Source organism: Pseudoruegeria aquimaris (assembly GCF_900172235.1).
In the GTDB taxonomy this organism is placed as follows: Bacteria; Pseudomonadota; Alphaproteobacteria; order Rhodobacterales; family Rhodobacteraceae; genus Pseudoruegeria; species Pseudoruegeria aquimaris.
In genome coordinates this window covers 1-18,077 of sequence record NZ_FWFQ01000021.1, presented here as the reverse complement: position 1 = coordinate 18,077, position 18,077 = coordinate 1, and the positions used below count along the sequence as shown (strand labels likewise).

At 66.9% G+C, this 18,077-nt stretch carries 16 protein-coding genes, 1 tRNA gene and 1 rRNA gene; 9 read left to right on the top strand and 9 right to left on the bottom strand.

Annotation, left to right across the window (positions count from 1 at the left end; translation table 11 throughout):
• Position 1: 1 nt before the first annotated feature.
• From PSA7680_RS13870 to PSA7680_RS13840, 7 genes are all read right to left on the bottom strand, one after another.
• Entirely contained in the window at positions 2 to 886 is an 885-nt protein-coding gene (locus PSA7680_RS13870) for a carbohydrate ABC transporter permease (protein ID WP_370738559.1), read from the bottom strand.
• Positions 883 to 1,776, bottom strand: coding sequence for a carbohydrate ABC transporter permease (locus PSA7680_RS13865; protein ID WP_085869315.1), 894 nt, complete (start codon positions 1,774 to 1,776; stop codon positions 883 to 885). The genes PSA7680_RS13870 and PSA7680_RS13865 overlap by 4 nt, the downstream gene beginning before the upstream one ends.
• Positions 1,777 to 1,868: 92 nt before the next feature.
• Positions 1,869 to 3,125 (bottom strand): ABC transporter substrate-binding protein, encoded by a 1,257-nt coding sequence (locus tag PSA7680_RS13860; RefSeq protein ID WP_085869314.1) that lies wholly within the window; start codon positions 3,123 to 3,125, stop codon positions 1,869 to 1,871.
• Positions 3,126 to 3,163: 38 nt separating this feature from the next.
• Positions 3,164 to 4,690, bottom strand: a complete 1,527-nt coding sequence (locus tag PSA7680_RS13855; RefSeq protein WP_085869313.1) for an aldehyde dehydrogenase family protein — start codon at positions 4,688 to 4,690, stop codon at positions 3,164 to 3,166.
• A gap of 3 nt (positions 4,691 to 4,693) precedes the next feature.
• Positions 4,694 to 5,461, bottom strand: a complete 768-nt coding sequence (locus tag PSA7680_RS13850) for an enoyl-CoA hydratase/isomerase family protein (protein ID WP_085869312.1) — start codon at positions 5,459 to 5,461, stop codon at positions 4,694 to 4,696.
• Positions 5,458 to 7,029, bottom strand: a complete 1,572-nt coding sequence (locus tag PSA7680_RS13845; protein ID WP_085869357.1) for an acyl CoA:acetate/3-ketoacid CoA transferase — start codon at positions 7,027 to 7,029, stop codon at positions 5,458 to 5,460. Before PSA7680_RS13845 ends, PSA7680_RS13850 begins: the two co-directional genes overlap by 4 nt.
• A 160-nt stretch (positions 7,030 to 7,189) precedes the next feature.
• Positions 7,190 to 8,062: a LysR family transcriptional regulator gene (locus PSA7680_RS13840; RefSeq protein WP_085869311.1), complete on the bottom strand. Its 873-nt coding sequence runs from the start codon at positions 8,060 to 8,062 to the stop codon at positions 7,190 to 7,192.
• A gap of 97 nt (positions 8,063 to 8,159) precedes the next feature.
• On the opposite strand from PSA7680_RS13840, the gene PSA7680_RS13835 reads away from it, so the two are divergent.
• The 9 genes from PSA7680_RS13835 (at position 8,160) to PSA7680_RS13795 (ending at position 17,772) form a co-directional block, all read left to right on the top strand.
• Positions 8,160 to 9,605, top strand: coding sequence for an aldehyde dehydrogenase family protein (locus PSA7680_RS13835; protein ID WP_085869310.1), 1,446 nt, complete (start codon positions 8,160 to 8,162; stop codon positions 9,603 to 9,605).
• Positions 9,605 to 10,582, top strand: coding sequence for a membrane dipeptidase (locus tag PSA7680_RS13830; protein ID WP_085869309.1), 978 nt, complete (start codon positions 9,605 to 9,607; stop codon positions 10,580 to 10,582). The genes PSA7680_RS13835 and PSA7680_RS13830 overlap by 1 nt, the downstream gene beginning before the upstream one ends.
• A gap of 4 nt (positions 10,583 to 10,586) precedes the next feature.
• On the top strand, positions 10,587 to 12,275 hold the full coding sequence (locus tag PSA7680_RS13825; RefSeq protein ID WP_085869308.1) for a hypothetical protein: 1,689 nt from the start codon (positions 10,587 to 10,589) through the stop codon (positions 12,273 to 12,275).
• Entirely contained in the window at positions 12,272 to 12,901 is a 630-nt protein-coding gene (locus tag PSA7680_RS13820; protein ID WP_085869307.1) for a DUF3726 domain-containing protein, read from the top strand. Before PSA7680_RS13825 ends, PSA7680_RS13820 begins: the two co-directional genes overlap by 4 nt.
• Positions 12,902 to 12,913: 12 nt before the next feature.
• Positions 12,914 to 13,921 (top strand): Ldh family oxidoreductase, encoded by a 1,008-nt coding sequence (locus PSA7680_RS13815; RefSeq protein ID WP_085869306.1) that lies wholly within the window; start codon positions 12,914 to 12,916, stop codon positions 13,919 to 13,921.
• Positions 13,922 to 14,117: 196 nt separating this feature from the next.
• Positions 14,118 to 14,468: a potassium channel family protein gene (locus PSA7680_RS13810; RefSeq protein ID WP_085869305.1), complete on the top strand. Its 351-nt coding sequence runs from the start codon at positions 14,118 to 14,120 to the stop codon at positions 14,466 to 14,468.
• 97 nt (positions 14,469 to 14,565) lie between these two features.
• Positions 14,566 to 15,684, top strand: coding sequence for an AI-2E family transporter (locus PSA7680_RS13805; protein ID WP_085869304.1), 1,119 nt, complete (start codon positions 14,566 to 14,568; stop codon positions 15,682 to 15,684).
• Complete coding sequence (locus tag PSA7680_RS13800; protein WP_085869303.1) at positions 15,681 to 16,745, top strand: HlyD family secretion protein; 1,065 nt, start codon at positions 15,681 to 15,683, stop codon at positions 16,743 to 16,745. The genes PSA7680_RS13805 and PSA7680_RS13800 overlap by 4 nt, the downstream gene beginning before the upstream one ends.
• Positions 16,735 to 17,772 carry a DUF2955 domain-containing protein gene (locus PSA7680_RS13795; protein WP_085869302.1) on the top strand — a complete coding sequence of 346 codons (1,038 nt, stop codon included), beginning with the start codon at positions 16,735 to 16,737 and terminating at the stop codon, positions 17,770 to 17,772. The genes PSA7680_RS13800 and PSA7680_RS13795 overlap by 11 nt, the downstream gene beginning before the upstream one ends.
• 65 nt (positions 17,773 to 17,837) lie before the next feature.
• Here the strand turns inward: PSA7680_RS13795 and PSA7680_RS13790 are convergent.
• Positions 17,838 to 17,914, bottom strand: a tRNA-Met gene (locus tag PSA7680_RS13790).
• A 67-nt stretch (positions 17,915 to 17,981) separates the two neighbouring features.
• A 5S ribosomal RNA gene (gene rrf, locus PSA7680_RS13785) occupies positions 17,982 to 18,077 on the bottom strand; the annotation flags it as partial.

Below are 18,077 nucleotides of genomic sequence, written 5' to 3'. Positions count from 1 at the left end.
ATTATCCTTTCACGGAGCCTGCCATCAGGCCACGCACGAAGTAGCGGCCCGCGACGATGTAAACGAGGAGAGTGGGAAGGGCGGCGAGGATCGCCCCCGCGAAGTGAACGTTGTATTCCTTCACGCCGGTGGAGGATTGCACGAGGTTGTTGAGCGCCACCGTCATCGGCTGGCTGTCGGCCCCGGCGAAGGAGGCGCCGAAGAGGAAGTCGTTCCAGATGTTGGTGAATTGCCAGATGATCGAGACCACGGCGATCGGCCCCGAGGAGGGCAGCAGGATGCGCCAGAAGATCTGGAAGAAGCCTGCCCCGTCGATCTGCGCGGCGCGGATCAGTTCGGTGGGAAACACCGCGTAGTAGTTGCGGAAGTACAGCGTGGTGAAGCCGATCCCGTAGACGACATGCACCAGCACCAGCCCCCAGGTCGTGCCCGCGAGCCCCATCAGCCCGAGCATCCGCGCCATCGGGATCAGCACGATCTGGAAGGGGATGAAACAGGCAAAGAGCATCAGGCCGAAGAGGATGGTATCACCCCGGAAGCGCCATTTCGTCAGCACGTAGCCGTTGAGCGCGCCCAGCACGGTCGAGATCGCCACCGCCGGCACCACCATCTTGATCGAGTTCCAGAAGTAGGGCTGCAGCCCGGTGGGATCGACGCCGATCTGCGCCGAAGACCACGCCTTGGCCCAGGGCTCCAGCGTGAAGACGCGCGGCAGGTTCATCATGCCGCCGCCGGTGATCTCGTCCAGCGGCTTCACCGAGTTCACCACCATCACGTAGAGCGGCAGCAGGTAGAAGAGCCCGAACAGCAGCAGCACGAGGTAGATCAGCGCCCGCGTGACGCGACCGGTGCGGATGGCGGTATCCTGAGTGGAAACGGACATCATTTCTTCTCCCGCAGTTCGGCATAGAGATAGGGGATCATGATCGCGGCGATCGTCATCAGCATGATGGTGGCGGAAGCGGCGCCGATGCCCATCTGGTTGCGGCTGAAGGTGTAGGAATACATGAAGGTCGCCGGCAGTTCGGTGGCCCGCCCCGGCCCGCCGCCGGTGAGCGCGATCACCAGGTCGAAGGTCTTGATCGCCAGATGGCTGAGGATCACGAAGGCCGAGAGGAAGGCAGGCCGAAGCTGCGGGATGATGATGCGGCGGTAGAGGTTCCAGTTCGAGGCGCCGTCCATCTGGGCGGCCTTCAGGATCTCGTTGTCGATCCCGCGCAGGCCGGCGAGGAACATCGCCATGACGAAGCCCGATGTCTGCCAGACGGCGGCCAGCACCACCGTGTAGATCGCGTAGTCGCGGTTCTTGATCCAGTCGAAGCGGAAGCTCTCCCAGCCCCAGGTCTGGAGCACGTTCTCAAGGCCGATGCCGGGATCGAGGAACCATTTCCAGGCGGTGCCCGTCACGATGAAGGAGAGCGCCATCGGGTAGAGGTAGATCGTGCGGATCATCCCCTCGGCGCGGATCTTCTGATCGAGGAAGATCGCGAGCCCAAGCCCCAGCACGGTGCAGATCGAGATGTAGAGCGCGGCAAAGACGCCCATGTTCCTGAGCGAGATCTCCCAATGGCTCAGGCGCCAGAGCTTGGAGTAGTTCTCCCACCCCACCCAGCCGAAGGACGGCAGCAGGCGGCTGTCGGTGAAGGACAGGTAGACCGAGAAAATGATGAAGCCGTAGACGAAGACCAGAACCATGGCCAGCGATGGCGAAAGCACCAGCTTGGGCAACAGGTTCTGCAGCCGCGTCTTGAAATCCGCGTCGGCCGTATGTGCCATCACGCGCCCCCCTTGGGATGTTTGGTGTGTTGGTGGTCAGGTGTGGCGGAGCGGCCTAGGCCACCGCTCCGCCACGGGAGGATCGCCCGGATTTACTGGGCGATTTCCACGGCATCGACGAGTTCCTGCACCGCTTCGGCGCTGTCGAACTCACCGTTGAAATGGGCGGTGATGACGTCGTACATGGCGTTCTTCACCGCGGCCGGGTTGGCGTGGCCGTGGGCCATGGAGCCGAACAGGTTGCCGCTCGCCGCCGCGGCCGCGAGATCGGCCATGCCCTTCTTGCCGCAATCGTCGAAGGCCTCGTCCGATACATCCGTGCGCGCAGGGACGGAGCCCTTCACCACGTTGAAGGCGGACTGGAAGGACGGCGACAGGATCGCGGAGGCCAGCGCGGCCTGTTCCTTGGAGACGGCGCCGCCCTGGTCGAACATCATGAACTGGTCGGCGTTGAAGGTGACCTGATCCTGCGTGCCGGGGAAGCGGAAACAGAGGAAATCCTCACCCGGCTTCTTGCCCGCGTTCAGGAATTCGCCCTTGGCCCAGTCGCCCATCATCTGGAAGCCGGCCTCGCCGTTGATGACCATCGCGGTTGCGAGGTTCCAGTCGCGGCCGGAGAAGTTCTCGTCCACGTTGGCGCGGATCACTTCCATGCGCTCGAAGGCTTCCTTCATGGCATCCGAGCCCAGCGCTTCCGGATCGAGATCGATGAAGGCGGCCTTGTAGCCGTCCGGCCCGAGGGTGGACATGGCAACGGCGTCAAACACCGTGGCTTCCTGCCAGGCCTGCCCGCCGTGGGCGATCGGCGTGACGCCGGCGGCCTTCAGCTTGTCCAGCGCGGCCACGAAATCCTCCCAGGTTTCCGGCACGTCGATGCCGTTGGCATCCAGCACCGCCTTGTTGGCCCAGACCCAGTTGGTGGAGTGCACGTTGACCGGCGCGGAAACCCATGCGCCATCGACCTTGGCGAAGGCCTGCAGCGCCTCGGGGATCACATCGTCCCAGCCCTCGGCGGCAGCGACGTCATTGAGGTTGGCGAGCGCGCCCTGGTTGGCCCAGTCGAGAATGTCAAAGCCAAGGCCCTGCACGGCGGTGGGGGCGTTGCCGGCGGTGACGCGGGCACGCAGCACCGTCATCGCCTGCTCACCGCCGCCACCGGCGACGGGCATGTCCGTCCAGCCGATGCCCTGGCTTTCCAGATCTTCCTTGAGCACGTTGAGCGCCGCGGCTTCGCCGCCGGACGTCCACCAGTGCAGCACCTCCACGTCATGCCCATCGGCATGGGCCGCACCGGCGGTGACCGTCAGAGCCACCGCGATGGCCGTTTTCGTCTTCAGAAATGAACGCATTGTTAACCTCCCTAACTGCGTTTCATGGTGCGGAGCGATCAATCCTCGCTCCGCGCGACCCAGGGTGTCCGGCTGTCGCGCCCGACGCGCATCACCAGCGATTTCACCTCAAGGAATTCCTCGTAGCCGTAGCGGCCGATCTCGCGGCCCTGGCCCGATTGCTTCATCCCGCCGAAAGCCAGCTCCGGAAAGCCGTCCATCCAGGTGTTGGTCCAGACGGTGCCGGCCTGCGCCCCGCGGACGAAGGCGAGGCAGGTGTGGATGTCGTTGCTCCAGATTCCCGCCGAGAGGCCGTAGTCGGAGTCATTCGTGAGCGCGATGGCCTCTTCCAGCGTGCGGAACGTGAGCACCGTGAGCACCGGGCCGAACACCTCTTCGCGCGCGATGGCCATGTCCGGTGTCACGCCGCTGATCACGGTGGGCTGGTAGAACTGCGGCCCCAGCCCCTCCACGCGCAGCGGCGCACCGCCCAGCTCCAGCCGCGCCCCCGCTGCCACGGCGTCCTTGACGTATCCGTCGATCTTGGCGTTGTGCTCGGCCGTCACGATGGCGCCGACCTGGGTGCTGTCGTCCAGCGGATCGCCGAAACGCACCTTTCGCGAAAGCTCCACGACGCGGGCCACGAAATCCTGCGCGATGTCCTCATGCACGATGATGCGGCTGGAGGAATTGCAGCACTGGCCGACGTTGAAATAGATGCCGAAGGTCACCGCGTCGGCGGCGTTTTCGAGATCGGCGTCGGGCATGATGACCTGCGGGTTCTTGCCCCCCAGCTCCAGCGCCACCTTCTTGAGCGTGCCCGCGGCGGCCTGCGTGATCCGCTTGCCCACGGCCGTGGAACCGGTGAAGGTCACCATGTCCACCGCTTCGTGGGTCGTCATCAGGCTGCCAACGGGATCACCGAGGCCCAGCACGATGTTGCAGACGCCAGCCGGCAGGCCCGCCTCGATCAGCAGCTCGCCCAGCATCACCGTGGAAGAGGGCGTCATCTCCGAAGGTTTCACCACGACGGTGCAGCCCGCGGCCAGCGCGAAGGGCAGTTTCTGGCTCAGGATCCAGAAGGGGAAGTTCCATGGCGTGATGATGGAGACCACCCCGATCGGCTCCTTCACGACGACGCCGAGCATGTCTTCGCCGAGGCTGTTGTGGCTGTCGCCGTGGCTGGTGCGCGCCAGAGCGGCGGCGTAGCGCCAGAGATCGGCCGCGCCGCCCACTTCGCCCCGCGCCTGCGCGATCGGCTTGCCGCTTTCCAGCGTCTCCTGCACCGCGATGCGCTCGACGTTGGCCTCGATCAGGTCGGCGACCTTCAGCAGCACCGCGGCGCGGTCCTTCGCGGGGATCCGGCTCCAGATCCCCGCATCGAAGGCGCGGCGCGCGGCGGCGACGGCGGCGTTCACCTCGGCCGCCCCGCCGAGGCAGGCACGGCTGACCACCACGTCGTGGGAGGGGGAGACGCGTTCGAAGGTGTCGCCGCCGTCGATCCACGCGCCGTCGATCAGGTGCCGCGCGGCGAAGACCGGGGGCAGATCGAAGGCGGTGGCCGTGTTGATGGTGAGATCTTTCATCGTTTATTGCCCGTTGAATTCCGGTGAACGTTTGGAGAGGAAGGCCGCAACGCCTTCGTCGCGATCCGCGCTGGCCCCGGCGGCGGCGCCGCCGAGCGCCTCGATGGCCGCGGCGCCGTCTTCGCCGGCGGCGGCGTGGATCATCGCCTTGGTGATCTCGTTCGCGCGCGGCGAGAGGCCCGGGAGTTCCGCCGCGATGGCCTGCGCCGCGCCGAGCGCGTCCTCCGCGATCTCGGCCGCGAAGCCGAGGCCCAGCGCCCGCTCCGCCGGGATTCGGCGGCCGAAAAGCGCGATCTCCTTCACGACGGGTTCGGGCAGCAGCCGCAGCAGCCGCTGGCTGCCGGACCAGCCGGGCACGATGCCGACCCTGGCTTCGGGCAGCGCCAGCGTGGCGCGCGGGGCCATCACCCGGATGTCGCAGCAGGCGGCCAGCTCCAGCCCGCCGCCGAAGGCATGGCCGTTCAGGGCGGCGATGGTGGGTTTGGAGAGCCGCGCCAGCCGATCAAAGATCCGGTGGCCTTCACGCACCCAGATGCGGGCAAATTCAGCAGGCGAAAAGTCCCCCCACTCCGCGATGTCGGCGCCGCAGCAGAAGGCCTTGGGGCCGGCCCCGGTCAGGATCACGGCCCGCGTACCGGGATCCCTGTCCAGGCGGGCAAGATGGGCTTCGAGCGCTTCCAGCATGGCCATCGTCAGCGCGTTCAGCTTGTACTCGTTGGAGAGGGTCAGCACGGCGACCGGCCCCGATTGCGTCAGCTCCACCGTGCTCATAGCGCCAGCCCCATCGGACCCTCGGCCAGCAGCGCCTTCGGCATCTGCCGCGCGTTCTCGGCCACCTGCACCCGCCCCTGCGAGGCCGCCACGATGTGCTCGCGCGGATCGATCCCCGGCATGATCTCGGTGGCGACGAGCCCGTTGCCGGTAAGTTCGATCACGCAGCGCTCCGTGACGTAAAGGACGTTCTGCCCCTGCTCCCGCGCACGCTTGCCCGAGAAGGTGACATGCTCCACCTTCTCCACCATCTTGGTGAACTTGCCGGGGGCTTCGATGGCGATGCCCTCCGCCGTCAGGCCGATCTTCGCCCCGGCCTCGAACCAGCCCGAGAAGACGATGTTCTTCGCCTTGGCGGTGATGTCCACGAAGCCGCCGCAGCCGGCTGTCAGGTAGGGTTTCTTGCCGAGCTTGGAGACGTTGACGTTGCCCTCAACGTCCACCTCGAGGAAGGAGAGGAAGGAAACGTCGAAGCCCGCGCCCTGGAAGTAGATGAACTGCTGCGGGGAAGGGACAAAGGCATCTGCGTTGGAGGCGCAGCCGAAAGCGAAACCCGTCAGCGGCATGCCCCCCACCGCGCCCTGTTCGATGGCCCATGTCACCGCATCGGGGTGGCCCTCTTCCAGCAGAATGCGGGGCACCATGGCGCTGATCCCGAAGCCGAGGTTGGCCGTCATGCCGCGCTTGAGCTGCTGCGCCGCGCGCCGGGCGATCACCTTTTCCACCCCGTGCTCCGCCAGCGAGAAGCTGCTCCAGGGGCGCATGACTTCGCCCGAGATCGCGGGGTCGTACTGGGTTTCGGTCGTCTGTTTCTGATCCGGGGCCACCACGATGCAATCCACGAGGTGCCCCGGCACGCGCACGTCATGGGGGCGCAGGGAGCCGTTCGCGGTGATCCGCTTGACCTGCGCGATCACCAGCCCGCCGTTGTTGCGCGCGGCGATGGCCTGCTCCAGCCCGCCGAGGTAGGCGCCCTCGTGTTCGTATGTCAGGTTTCCGCGCTCGTCGGCGGTCGTCGCCCGGATGATGGCCACGTCGGGCGGAAGATTGGGGAAGTGCAGCCACGTCCGGCCGCCGAACTCGACCCGGTGGACGATGGGCGCGGCGGCCCCCTTCGCATTCATGGCGCAGCCCTGAAGCTGCGGATCCACGAAGGTATCCAGCCCGACTTCCGTGAGCACGCCGGGCCGCTGCGCCGCCGCTTCTCGGTGCATGTCGAACATGATGCCGGAGGGCACGTTGTAGGCGGCGACGCGATCCTCCACGATCATCTTCCAGATCTCGGGCATCTCCACGCTCGACGGCCCCGACGGGTAGGAGCCCGCCAGAACGCGCGCCAGCAGCCCGTCCCTGGCGATGTGATCCATGCCCTTCACCCCGTAGACATCGCCCGCCGCGATCGGATGCAGCGTCGTGATGCCCCGCGGGTGGCCCTCCGCCTCGAAGCGCGCGCCGATCGCGGCCAGCACCGCATCCGGGCAGCCGAGGGTCGAGGAAGAGGACACCGAGACGACCGCACCATCGGCGATCCGGGCCACCGCTTCTGCGACAGGAACAATCTTTGTCATCACGTCCTCCTCCCGCTTCCAGCCTTGGCGGCGCTCCGGCACACGCGTGCGACTCGCCTTATGGAACGTTCCAAAATTGATTACTGGAACGCTCCAAATCTCGCAAGGGAAATTTCGCCTCAAGGCCGTTCGGCAGGGCCACAACGCTGAAAGGGTGCGATCAGGGCAGGCTCAGCCCGAGGATGAACTGGCTGCAGGCCTCGCTCAGATGCCCGAACCGCGGCGCCTCCCGGACGTAGAGGTAGACCTGCCGCCGCACGGAAAGATCGGCGAGCGGGCGGAAGGCGGTGCCGTCGGGCAGGATGCGTGCCACGGCTTCGGGAAGGATCGTCACCCAGCGGCCCGCCGCGACCATGGCGATGAGGGACTGGGTGTTGTGGATCGTCACGTCGGCCCGCTCCATGGCCTGCGCGAAGCCCGGCTCATCGATAAGATCGCAGAGCGCGTTGCGCAGGAAGGGCGCCGACAGAACCGCCGCAACCGTCGGGGCCTCTGCGGCCTGCATCAGCGGGTGGGCGGTGCTGCACACGAGCCCGAACCGATCCGCGAAGAGCGGCAGCGCCCGCACGCCCCGCACCGAGTGCAGGCCAGAGGCGATGCCGATATCGGCCTTCCCCTCGGCCAGCGCATCCAGCACCTGGCGGGTATCGGCGTCGCGCATCTCCACCTTGGCGCCGGGAAAGGCCCGCGTCATGTGGGCAAGCACGCCCGGAAAGATCAGCGCCGCGACGGAGGGCACCGAGGCGATCCGGATCTGGCCGTTGGCGGCGTGGGCCGCGGCCTCGATCGCCTGCACCGTTTCGTCGAACTGGCGCACCTGCCGCAGGGAAAGCTCGAAGACCTGTTCGCCCAGCGCCGACAGCCGGCCCTTGCGCTCCCCCTCGAAGAGCTTGCGGCCGAGGTGGCTTTCCAGCTGCTTCAACGTCATCGACACGGCGGATTGCGTCCGGCCAAGCCGGTCGGCCGCCTCCGCGAGATTGCCGGCCTCCGCCACGGCACAGAAACAGCGCAGGGTTTCGATCTTGATGGCCATGCTTCAGTACATCTGAAGTTTGTTCAATTTGTTCTAGTTTGACTGATGCCGGATGCGAAGTCCACTCTGCGCCCAGTCAATCAGAACGGGGCCCATCGTGACGAAGCTGAACCTGATCGCCGGCGAATGGCTCGCCGGGGAGAGCGAAATCGAGAACCGCAACCCCTCGGACCTGTCCGACCTCATCGGCCTGTTCGCGCAGGCGAGCCCCGACCAGCTGGATGCGACGATCGAACAGGCCCGCCGCGCACAGGCGGAATGGGCCGCCTACGGGCCGGAGCGCAAGCAGGCGGTTCTCATGGCCATCGGCACCGAGCTGATGGCCCGCGCCGAGGAACTCGGCACGCTCCTGAGCCGCGAAGAGGGCAAGCCGCTGGCCGAGGGCAAGGGCGAGGTCTACCGGGCCGGGCAGTTCTTCACGTACTATGCGGCGGAATGCCTGCGCCAACTGGGTGAAAACGCGGACTCCGTCCGCCCCGGCGTCGAAATCGACGTGCGGCGCGAGCCGGTGGGCGTGGTCGCCGTGATCAGCCCGTGGAATTTCCCCACCGCCACGGCGTCGTGGAAGATCGCGCCGGCCCTGTGCTACGGCAATGCCGTGGTCTGGAAGCCGGCCAACCTCACCCCGGCCTCCGCCGTGGCCCTGACCGAGATCATCAGCCGGCAGGACATCCCCAAAGGCCTGTTCAGCCTCGTCATGGGCGCCGGCGGGGCCATCGGCCAACGGCTGGTGGACAGCCCGGACATCGACGCGATCTCCTTCACCGGCTCGGTGCCCGTGGGCAGGCGGATCGCCGCCGCGGCCGTGCAGAACCTGACGAAGGTTCAGATGGAGATGGGATCGAAGAACGCACTCGCGGTGATGGAGGACGCCGATCTCGATCTGGCCGTCAGCCTCGCCCTCGGAGGGGCATTCGGCGGCAGCGGGCAGAAATGCACGGCCTCCTCCCGCCTCGTCGTCCACGCGGCGGTCCACGATGCTTTCGTTGAGAAGCTGGTGGCGGGCGCGCGCGCGATGAAGGTGGGCCACGCGCTCGAGGCGGGAACCGAGATGGGCCCGGTCGTCAGCGCGGAACAGCTGGAGGCAAACCTCGCCTACGTCGCGCTCGGCCAGTCCGAAGGGGCGGAGCTGGCCTGCGGCGGCACCCGGCTCGAAATGCCCCACGACGGCCACTACATGAGCCCCGGCGTCTTCCTGAACACCACCAACGCCATGCGCATCAACCGCGAGGAGATGTTCGCGCCGCTCACCTCGGTCATCCGGGTGGACGGCTACGAGGAAGCTCTGGCCACCGTCAACGACACCCGTTTCGGACTGACCTCCGGCATCGTGACCAAGAGCCTCGCCCGCGCCACCCACTTCCGCCGGAACGCGCGGACCGGCGTGGTAACGGTGAACCTGCCCACCGCCGGCACGGACTACCACGTGCCCTTCGGCGGGCGCGGCGAAAGCTCCTACGGCCCGCGCGAGCAAGGCCGGGCGGCGGCAGAGTTCTACACCACCGTGAAGACGGCCTACATCAGCGCCGGGGCGCCGGGCTGATGCGGATCGACGGGCTGCAATATGCCAACTGGTCCGAGAAGATCTTCCGCCAGCTGCGCGAGGGCCGGGTGGACGCGATCCACGTCACCATCGCCTACCACGAGAATTTCCGGGAAACCGTCCTGAACTTCGAGAAATGGAACCGGTGGTTCGAGCAATACCCGGATCTCATCATGAAGGGCTTGCAGGCCAGCGACATCGACCATGCGCGCGAAACCGGGCGCACGGCGGTGTTCTTCGGCTTCCAGAACCCCTCGCCCATCGAAGACGACATCGGGCTGGTGGAGATCGTGCACACGCTCGGCGCGCGCTTCATGCAGCTGACCTACAACAACCAGTCCCTGCTGGCGACGGGCTGCTACGAGGCCGAGGACGCCGGCATCACCCGCATGGGGCGCCAGGTGATCCGCGAGATGAACCGCGTCGGCCTCGTGGTGGACATGAGCCATTCGGCGGACCGCTCCACCATCGAGGCGGCGGAGATCTCGGAGCGCCCGATCGCGATCACCCATGCCAACCCCCACGCCTGGGCCCCTGCCCTGCGCAACAAGCGCGACGCAGTGATCCGGGCGGTGACGGAAAACGGTGGGATGCTCGGGTTTTCGGTCTATCCTCATCACCTGAAGGACAAATCGGACTGCACCTTGGAAAGCTTCTGCGAGATGATCGCGCGCACCGCGGAGCGCTACGGGCCCGAGCATCTGGGGCTGGGCACGGACCTGTGCCAGGATCAGCCCGACAGCGTGGTGGAATGGATGCGCGTGGGCCGCTGGAGCAAGCAGATCGATTACGGCGAAGGCTCCGCCAGCGCGCCGGGCTTTCCGCCGATGCCCGCATGGTTCCGCGACAACCGCGATTTCGACACCATTGAGCAGGGGCTGCGCGCGACCGGCCTGAACGCCGAGGAGGTGGACGGGATCATGGGCGGGAACTGGTATCGGTTCTTCGCCGCGAATTTCGGGCCGGCGGCGGGGTAACGGGATGGCGGAACGGGCGCAGGCAGGGATCGAACGGCGCGCTCCGGCCACCGTCATGCGCCTGTCCCGGCTGGGCTCCCTCCACCAGTGCCGCCTGAGCTTCATGCGCCAGCTCACCCGCCGCATGGCGCGGGAAGCCTGGGCCTTCTCCCGGCCTCGCTTCGACATCGACGCTCGGGGTGTGGGCACGGCGGTCTACACCGCACAGGGCCCCGAGCGCGCCTATTCTCTCGTGGCATTCGCCCACGACCTGCCGCCCGAGAAACGCTCCGACAGGGTGATCGCCGAGGCCTGGGATGCCACCTTCGCGCTCTTTGACGGCATTCCCACCGAGGCCGACACCGCGCGCCTCGCGCAGAACGTGCCCCTGCAGGAGGCCGGGCGCGTGAGCGAACGGGAGCTTTCGCTCTCCCGCGCCAACCGCTCGGTGCGCCTTTGGGAGCATACCGTCGAAGCGCTTGCCGCCGGGCGGCAGCCGGATCCCGCCCAGATCCGGCAGGTCGGCTACCTGATGCGCACCACGGCGGTCTACGGCTCCGGAAAGTTCGGCGCGGCGGATCGCGAGGCCGTGGCCGACCGGCCCGAACTGCAAGCGCCCTTCCAGGTGGAAATGCTCTCGGTCTACCTGACGCGCGCCTTCGTGCGCGACCTCGTGGAGCACATGGCCCGGGTGAAAGGCGGGGCGCGGGCCGCCAAGCTGGATGCCGGCCTCGCCCGCCGGCTGGGGATCGGCAATTCCACCGGCCTCGGCATGGCCCCCTTCCTCGTCAATCACCCGGTGCTTTTCAATAACTGGATCATGGCCCGCGAAGAGGCCATCGCCCGCGTGCGTTCACTGGAAACCGCCAGCATGTCGGAAGTGGCCCTGTTTCACGAGATGTTCCGGCGCAGCCGCAAGGCGATGTCCGGCTGGCATTCGCAACACCCCCTTCAGGTTGAGAAGCTGCGAAGGCTGGAGGCTGATCTGGAAGCGATCTCGGCCCATCTCGATACCGGTGGCCTCTCCGGCACGCGTCCTTGGAACGCGCTGATCCACTGGTCGGAAACCGCGCTCAGCGAAGAGGGGCAGGAGCTTCTGGCCTCCCTGATCCTGGAGCCCTACGGCGATCTGGTGGACGGGCTGGCCTGCTGCATGGCTGACAGCCGGGCGGAAGCCATCGTGATCGACGGCCGGATGACGGTTGCGCAGGTGCGGCAGGCGATCCGGGACACCTACGGATGGGCGCTCAAGCTGGACTGGTCCGCCCCGGAGAACTGTGCGCGGGCGTGGTATGTTTCCGAGGAGAAGCTGGAGCCGCGCCTCGGCGAGCGTTTCGAGGAACCCATCGAACCATACGAACAGCCGCTCGCCCCGGCGCGCGACGCCGCCGCTGCCTTCGCGGCGCTGGAAGGCTGGAGCGACGCGCGGACCGTGGCCGAGTTCCTGCTGCGCCACCCCGAACACCGCCATACCGTCCGCCGGGCCCAGATGGCACGGACGGCGCCCTACAGCGAAATCCGGGACAACACGATCAGCGCCGAGGTTCTGCCCATCGACATGCTGCGCGCGAAGCTTTCGTTCTTCGGCGCCACGCATTTCGATCCGCGCTCCGATCGCTGGGTGCGCATCTGCATGTTCGCCGGCGCCCCCTACCCCGATGACCTGTGCGATGAGAACGCCGATTTCTGGATCTATCCCGGCGGGGAGGCATGAGCGTCTCGCTGAACGAGGTGGAGGCGCTGGCCAGGCGGGCCGCGCGCGGGGCGGGCTATACCTGGGGGCAGGCCGAGGAAGCGGGCAAGGCGGCGCGCTGGCTATGCGCGCAAGGCCTGGACGGCTGCGCCGCCCTCGCCCGCCTTCTTGAGCAGGGCCTGCAGGAAGCCCCTCAGGCGCACCGCCCCGGCAGCACCGACCGCACCTGGGAAAGCGATGATGGCCTCTGCCCGCTCAGCGCCGGGCCGCTCCTATCGGATGCGGCCTTTCTGCTGGAAGAAGGCCCGATTGCCATGAAAGAGGTCTACGAGCCGCTTTTGCTACTGCCATTTGCGGCCTGTGCGGCGCGCCGGTTGCACAGTGCGGTCACGCTTGAGATCGACAGGCTCACCATACGCACCGATGGCCACCGGCTTGACGCTCCGGAGGGTTTTCCGGAAGTGGCCCAAGGCGCCGTCATCGCACGGGGCGGTGCGCCGCGAGCGCCGCGCCCGCTCCAGAGCCGCGCCCACCCCGCGCCCGAGGCATGGGAAAGCCTCAACGCATTCGCCCACCGCACCTATGCCCCGGCCACCGAAGACTCCCGCCGCCGCGGCGCGGGCGCCGGGCTTTTCGACAACGACTGAAAGAGGCCCCCAATGTCCGATACGCGCATCCTGTCCCTCGACGAGATCGAAGAGCTGTCCTTCCGCGCCCTCGTCGCGGCGGGCACCTCCGAGGCCAACGCCCGCCCGCTGGCCCGGGCCACAGCCGCCACCGAGGCCGATGGCATCGCCAGCCACGGGCTGGCCTACATCCCGATCTACTGCGAGCACGTGCAATGTGGGAAGGTCGACGGCACCGCCTCTCCGCTTCTGTCACGCCCCAAACCGGGCGTGATCGCGGTGGACGCCGCCACAGGCTTCGCCCACCCGGCCATCGACCTCGGTTTCGCCTCGCTTGTCCCGGCTGCGCGCGCGCAGGGCGTCGCGGTGCTGGCCATCCGCAACAGCTACAACTGCGGCGTGCTCGGATACCACACCCGCCGGCTCGCCGAGGCGGGGCTTCTCGGCCTTGGCTTCACCAACGCACCGGCATCCATCGCACCCTCGGGCGGCGCAACGCCCGTCGTCGGCACGAACCCCTTTTCCATCGCCGCCCCCGGCCCCGGCGGCGAAGCGGCCATCCTGATCGACCAGAGCGCCAGCACCATCGCCAAGAGCGAGGTGATGAAACATGCGCGCGAAGGCAGGCCGATCCCGGAAGGCTGGGCGCTCGCCCCGGACGGCAGCCCCACCACCGACCCGGAGGTGGGGCTGAAGGGCTCCATGGCGCCATCGGGCGGATACAAGGGCGTCGGCGTCGCCCTGATGGTGGAGATCATGGCCGCGGCCCTGACGGGTGCGAGCCTCGGCATCAACGCCTCGCCGTTCTCCGGCACGCTGGGTGGCCCGCCGCGGACAGGCCAGTGCTTCATCGCCATCGATCCGGCCTCCACGGCGGCAGGCGCCTTCGATGCCGCCATCGCCGAGCTTGCCGGCGCCGTCCATGCGCAGGGCGGCGCGCGGCTCCCCGGCGACGGGCGCAGAGCCAAGCGCGCGGCCGCCGGCAGGGCGGGCGTGGCCGTCAGCGAGGCGACCCTCGCCCGCATCGAAGCGCTCTTGTGATGCCCGCAAGCGGCTACCCGCCGGATGGGTGGCGCAAGCCTTTGCCGCCGCCGAAGGCAGCTATTCACAAAGCGCCGGCACCCGGCGCGCACGCGACTCCGGCATATCGCCCGCGCCGCTACGCCGGAGTGCTTGCAATCAATAGGTTCCCAGAAAGTGCCGTTTGGGCTAACCTCACAGAAAGAGGGAGGAAAACATGGCCTCGCTGAGGGAAGTGCTGCGCGCGATCGCCGCGGCACTGAGCGATGGCCGGGTGCGCAGCGTGCTGGCCTTGACGGCCGCCATCGTCATCTGGGCCTCGATCGTCTACCGCTTCGTCGAAGGGTGGTCGTGGCTGGATTCCGTATATTTCTCGGTTGTCGCCGTCTCCACGGTCGGGTTCGGGGATCTCTCCCCCGAGACGGCCTTCGGCAAGATATTCACCATCGGCTACCTCGTGGTCGGGCTCGGCGTCTTCGTCGCCATGGTCTCCACCATCGCCGACGCCATTCTCACGCAATACAGGAAAGACCGGGAAGCTGCTCCGGGAAGAAGGGGCCGCCGCTGAAACGCAAAATACCCTGAACGGCCGGGCCTGCGGGGCGGAACTAAAGGGTTCCGCCGGCACCGGGCGGACGGGGCAAAGGGAAGAGGAAGGGAAACGCATGACGGACCAGAACCAAGCGGGGCAGGCCAGCCAGGAGTCAAAGGTGGTGGATCTCGCCATACGGCTGATGTTCCTCGGGCTGTTCATCTACAGCGCCATCGTGATGGTCACCCCGCTGGCCAGCGTGTTCATCTGGGCCGTGATCCTCTGCGTCGCGATCTACCCGATCTTCAACAAGCTTCAGGCCTTGCTCGGCGGCCGGAAATCCCTTGCCGCGACGCTCCTCGTGCTCATCGGGCTGGCGTTGACGCTCGGCCCCATCGCTTCGGCCGTCTCCGGCTTCGCATCGCTCGGAGCGGAATTCACCGAGCAACTCGCCGCCGGCAAGCTCAACCTGCCGCCACCGCCCGAGGGGCTCGACGATTTCCCGCTCGCCGGGCCGCAGATCAAGGAGGTCTGGCTGCTCTTCAACCAGAACCTCGACGTGGCGATCGTCAAATACAGCAAGCCGATCCTCGACATCACCAGCGCGCTGTTCGGCAAGGCGCTCGGCATCGGTCTCGGGCTGCTGGGGCTGGCCCTTGCGGCCATCATCATGGGCGCCCTGCTCGCGCCGGGGCCGAAACTGGTGGTGGGTGTCCAGAAATTCGCCAACCGGATCTTCGCCCCGCGGGGCGGGGAATTCGTGCTGATGGCGGGGGCCACGATCCAGAACGTGATGAAGGGCGTCGTCGGCGTGGCCGCCATCCAGGCCTTCGTCGTCTGGCTGCTTCTCAAGCTCTTCGGCATCGGCTCCGCAACCACGCTGGCCTTCATCAGCCTGATCCTCTCCATCGTGCAGATCGGCCCCGGCCTCGTGCTGATCCCCGTGATCATCTACGCGTGGAGTTCGATGTCGGGCGGCATGGCACTGGCCTTCACGATCCTCGCGATCCCGACCATGATCATGGACAGCTTCCTGCGCCCGATCTTCATCTCCCAGGGGCTTCAGACCCCGATGCTCGTCATCCTGATCGGCGTATTGGGCGGCGTCATGGCCTACGGGTTGATCGGCATCTTCATGGGGCCTGTCCTGTTCGCGGTGTTCTACGAACTGTTCACCGTCTGGATCGAGGCCGATCCCGACGGCGCAGAAGACGCCGGCGATGAAGGCTCCAACGCGGGCGAAGCCTCATGAAACGCACGATCTGGACAACCGTCGCCATCCTTGCGCTCTTCCTGGCCTGGTATATCGCCGCCGACCGCATGACCCCGATCACCGGCAATGCGCGCGTCAAGGCCGTCGCCACGAGCATCGTTCCCGAGGTGACGGGAACGGTCGTGGAAGTGCTGGTGGAAAACGGCCAGGTGGTGGAGGCAGGCGACGTGCTGCTGCGCATCGATCCCCGCCCCTACCAGATCGACCGCGACAAGGCCGAAGCCGATCTCGCATCCGCCACGCAGGACGTGGGCGCCTCTTCGGCCGAAGTGAGCGGCGCCCAGGCCAAGCTCGCGCGGGCCCAGAGCGATCTGGACACGCAACGCCTTCAGAGCGAGCGCATCTTCGCGCTCGAGAAGAAGGGGCTCGTGACGGTGGCCAAGGCCGACGAGGCCCGCGGCAAGCTGACGGAGGCCGAAGCCGCCCTCGAAAACGCGCAGGCCGATCTGGAGCGCGCCAAGCAGCGCCTTGGCAAGGAAGGCGCGGAGAACGCCAAGATACAGCGCGCTCTGGCCGCGCTCGCGGAGGCGGATCTCAACCTCGAACGCACCGAACTCAAGGCCCCCGCGCGCGGCCTCGTATCCAACCTGCTGATCGCTCCGGGCACCTACGCCCGGGCGGGCAGCGATCTCGTGACCCTGCTGGACGCCACGGACATCTGGATCGAGGCCTACCTGACCGAGAACAACATCGGCCTTGCGCAGGTGGGCTCACCGGCCGAGGTGGTGCTTAACATGCACCCGGGCCGGGTGCTGACAGGGCAGGTCGAAAGCTTCAGCGCCGCCGTGTCCGTCACAGGCTCCGATGCGCCCGGCGCCCTCGCCAGCGCCCCCTCCACCACGGGCTTCCTGCGCGAGCCGGAGCGTTTCCCGGTCCGGATCGTTCTGCCGGGCTACGAGGCCGGCAGCCTCGAAGACGATCTGCGCTTCCAGCTCAACGGCCAGGCCGACGTGATCCTCTATCCGACGGACAGTGGCTTCATGAATTTCATCGGCCGAATGTACATCCGCGCGGCAGCATTTCTCTCCTATGCCTATTGAGGACAAGCGCGCGATCTGGCGGCAGATGCTCGGCACCTCGGCCGTGTTCGGCCTCGGCATCCTGATGGATTGGCCGATGGCCTTCCTTGCCGCCGTTTTCACCACGCTGTTCCTGCAGGCCCCGGCCGCGCTTCCGGTAAAGGTTTCGCTCAAGCTCTTCGCCTTCGCGATCGGCGCGATGCTCGGCTCATGGATCCTGTTTTCGCTGCTGGTGCCCTATCCCGTGGTCTTCCTCGCGATGGTCGCCATCGCGATCATGCTCTCCTTCAGCTGGACGATCGCCGGAGCCGGGATCCTGCCGGGCGTGCTCGCGCTGATGGCGGCGATGATGGTGCCCAACATCATCGTCCAGTCCGAGGAACTCGCCCTCGCGCTCGTCACATGGGTCCCGGCCAACCTGCTGATCGCGGGCTTTGCGTCCGCGCTCTGCTTCACGCTCATCCCCGCGCCCCCTGCGCAGCGCTCCGAAATGGCGGAGGGGCCGGCCGGCGGGGCGGCCCAGGCGTTCGATCCGAAACGGCGCCTGCTGCGCATGACGATGGTCACGGTGCCTTTCGCCATCCTCTTCTTCCTGTCGGAATCCTCGGCGCTGCTGGTTCTCTTCTTCGTCGCCCTGCTGAGCCAGCAGCTCGCCGCCATGCCTTCGGCAGGGAAAACGGTTGCGAAAGGCATGCTGACGGCGAACCTTCTGGGCGCCGGGCTGGCCATGATCTTCTACGAGATCAACGTGATCGCCCCCTCCGCGATCACCGCCATCCTCCTGATCGCACTGCTCTGCGCGGCCATGGGCGCGCTCGGAAAGTCATCGCACCCGCTCGCCCCGGCGGCCGGTTCCGCAATCACCACCGTTCTGGTGGTGTACGGCGGCTCCATAGCCCCCTTCTCCGACGAGGCGGACGTCAAAAGCCTCGCCCGCGTCGCCCAGATCGCGGCAGCGGCCGGTTTCGTGATCCTGGCCTACCTTGTTGTCGATGAATTCCTGCCCGAACAACCGCCGCAGAAGCGGAGCCCCCGCCGCGCAGCTTGAGATGTTTGGTCTGTTCCCGGAACTTTCACCCAAAACCAAAAAGCCGCCTTAGTGGCGGCTTTTTTTGGTTGCGGGAGCAGGATTTGAACCTGCGACCTTCAGGTTATGAGCCTGACGAGCTACCGGGCTGCTCCATCCCGCGCCAGAGTGATCGGTTGTGATCACGAGGTGCTGTTGTATCGTATTGAGAGTTAGTGGCTTTTTATTAGGTTTGGCGGTGACCTACTCTCCCACGTCTTGAGACGCAGTACCATCGGCGCGGCTGTGCTTAACTTCCGAGTTCGGGATGGGATCGGGTGTTTCAC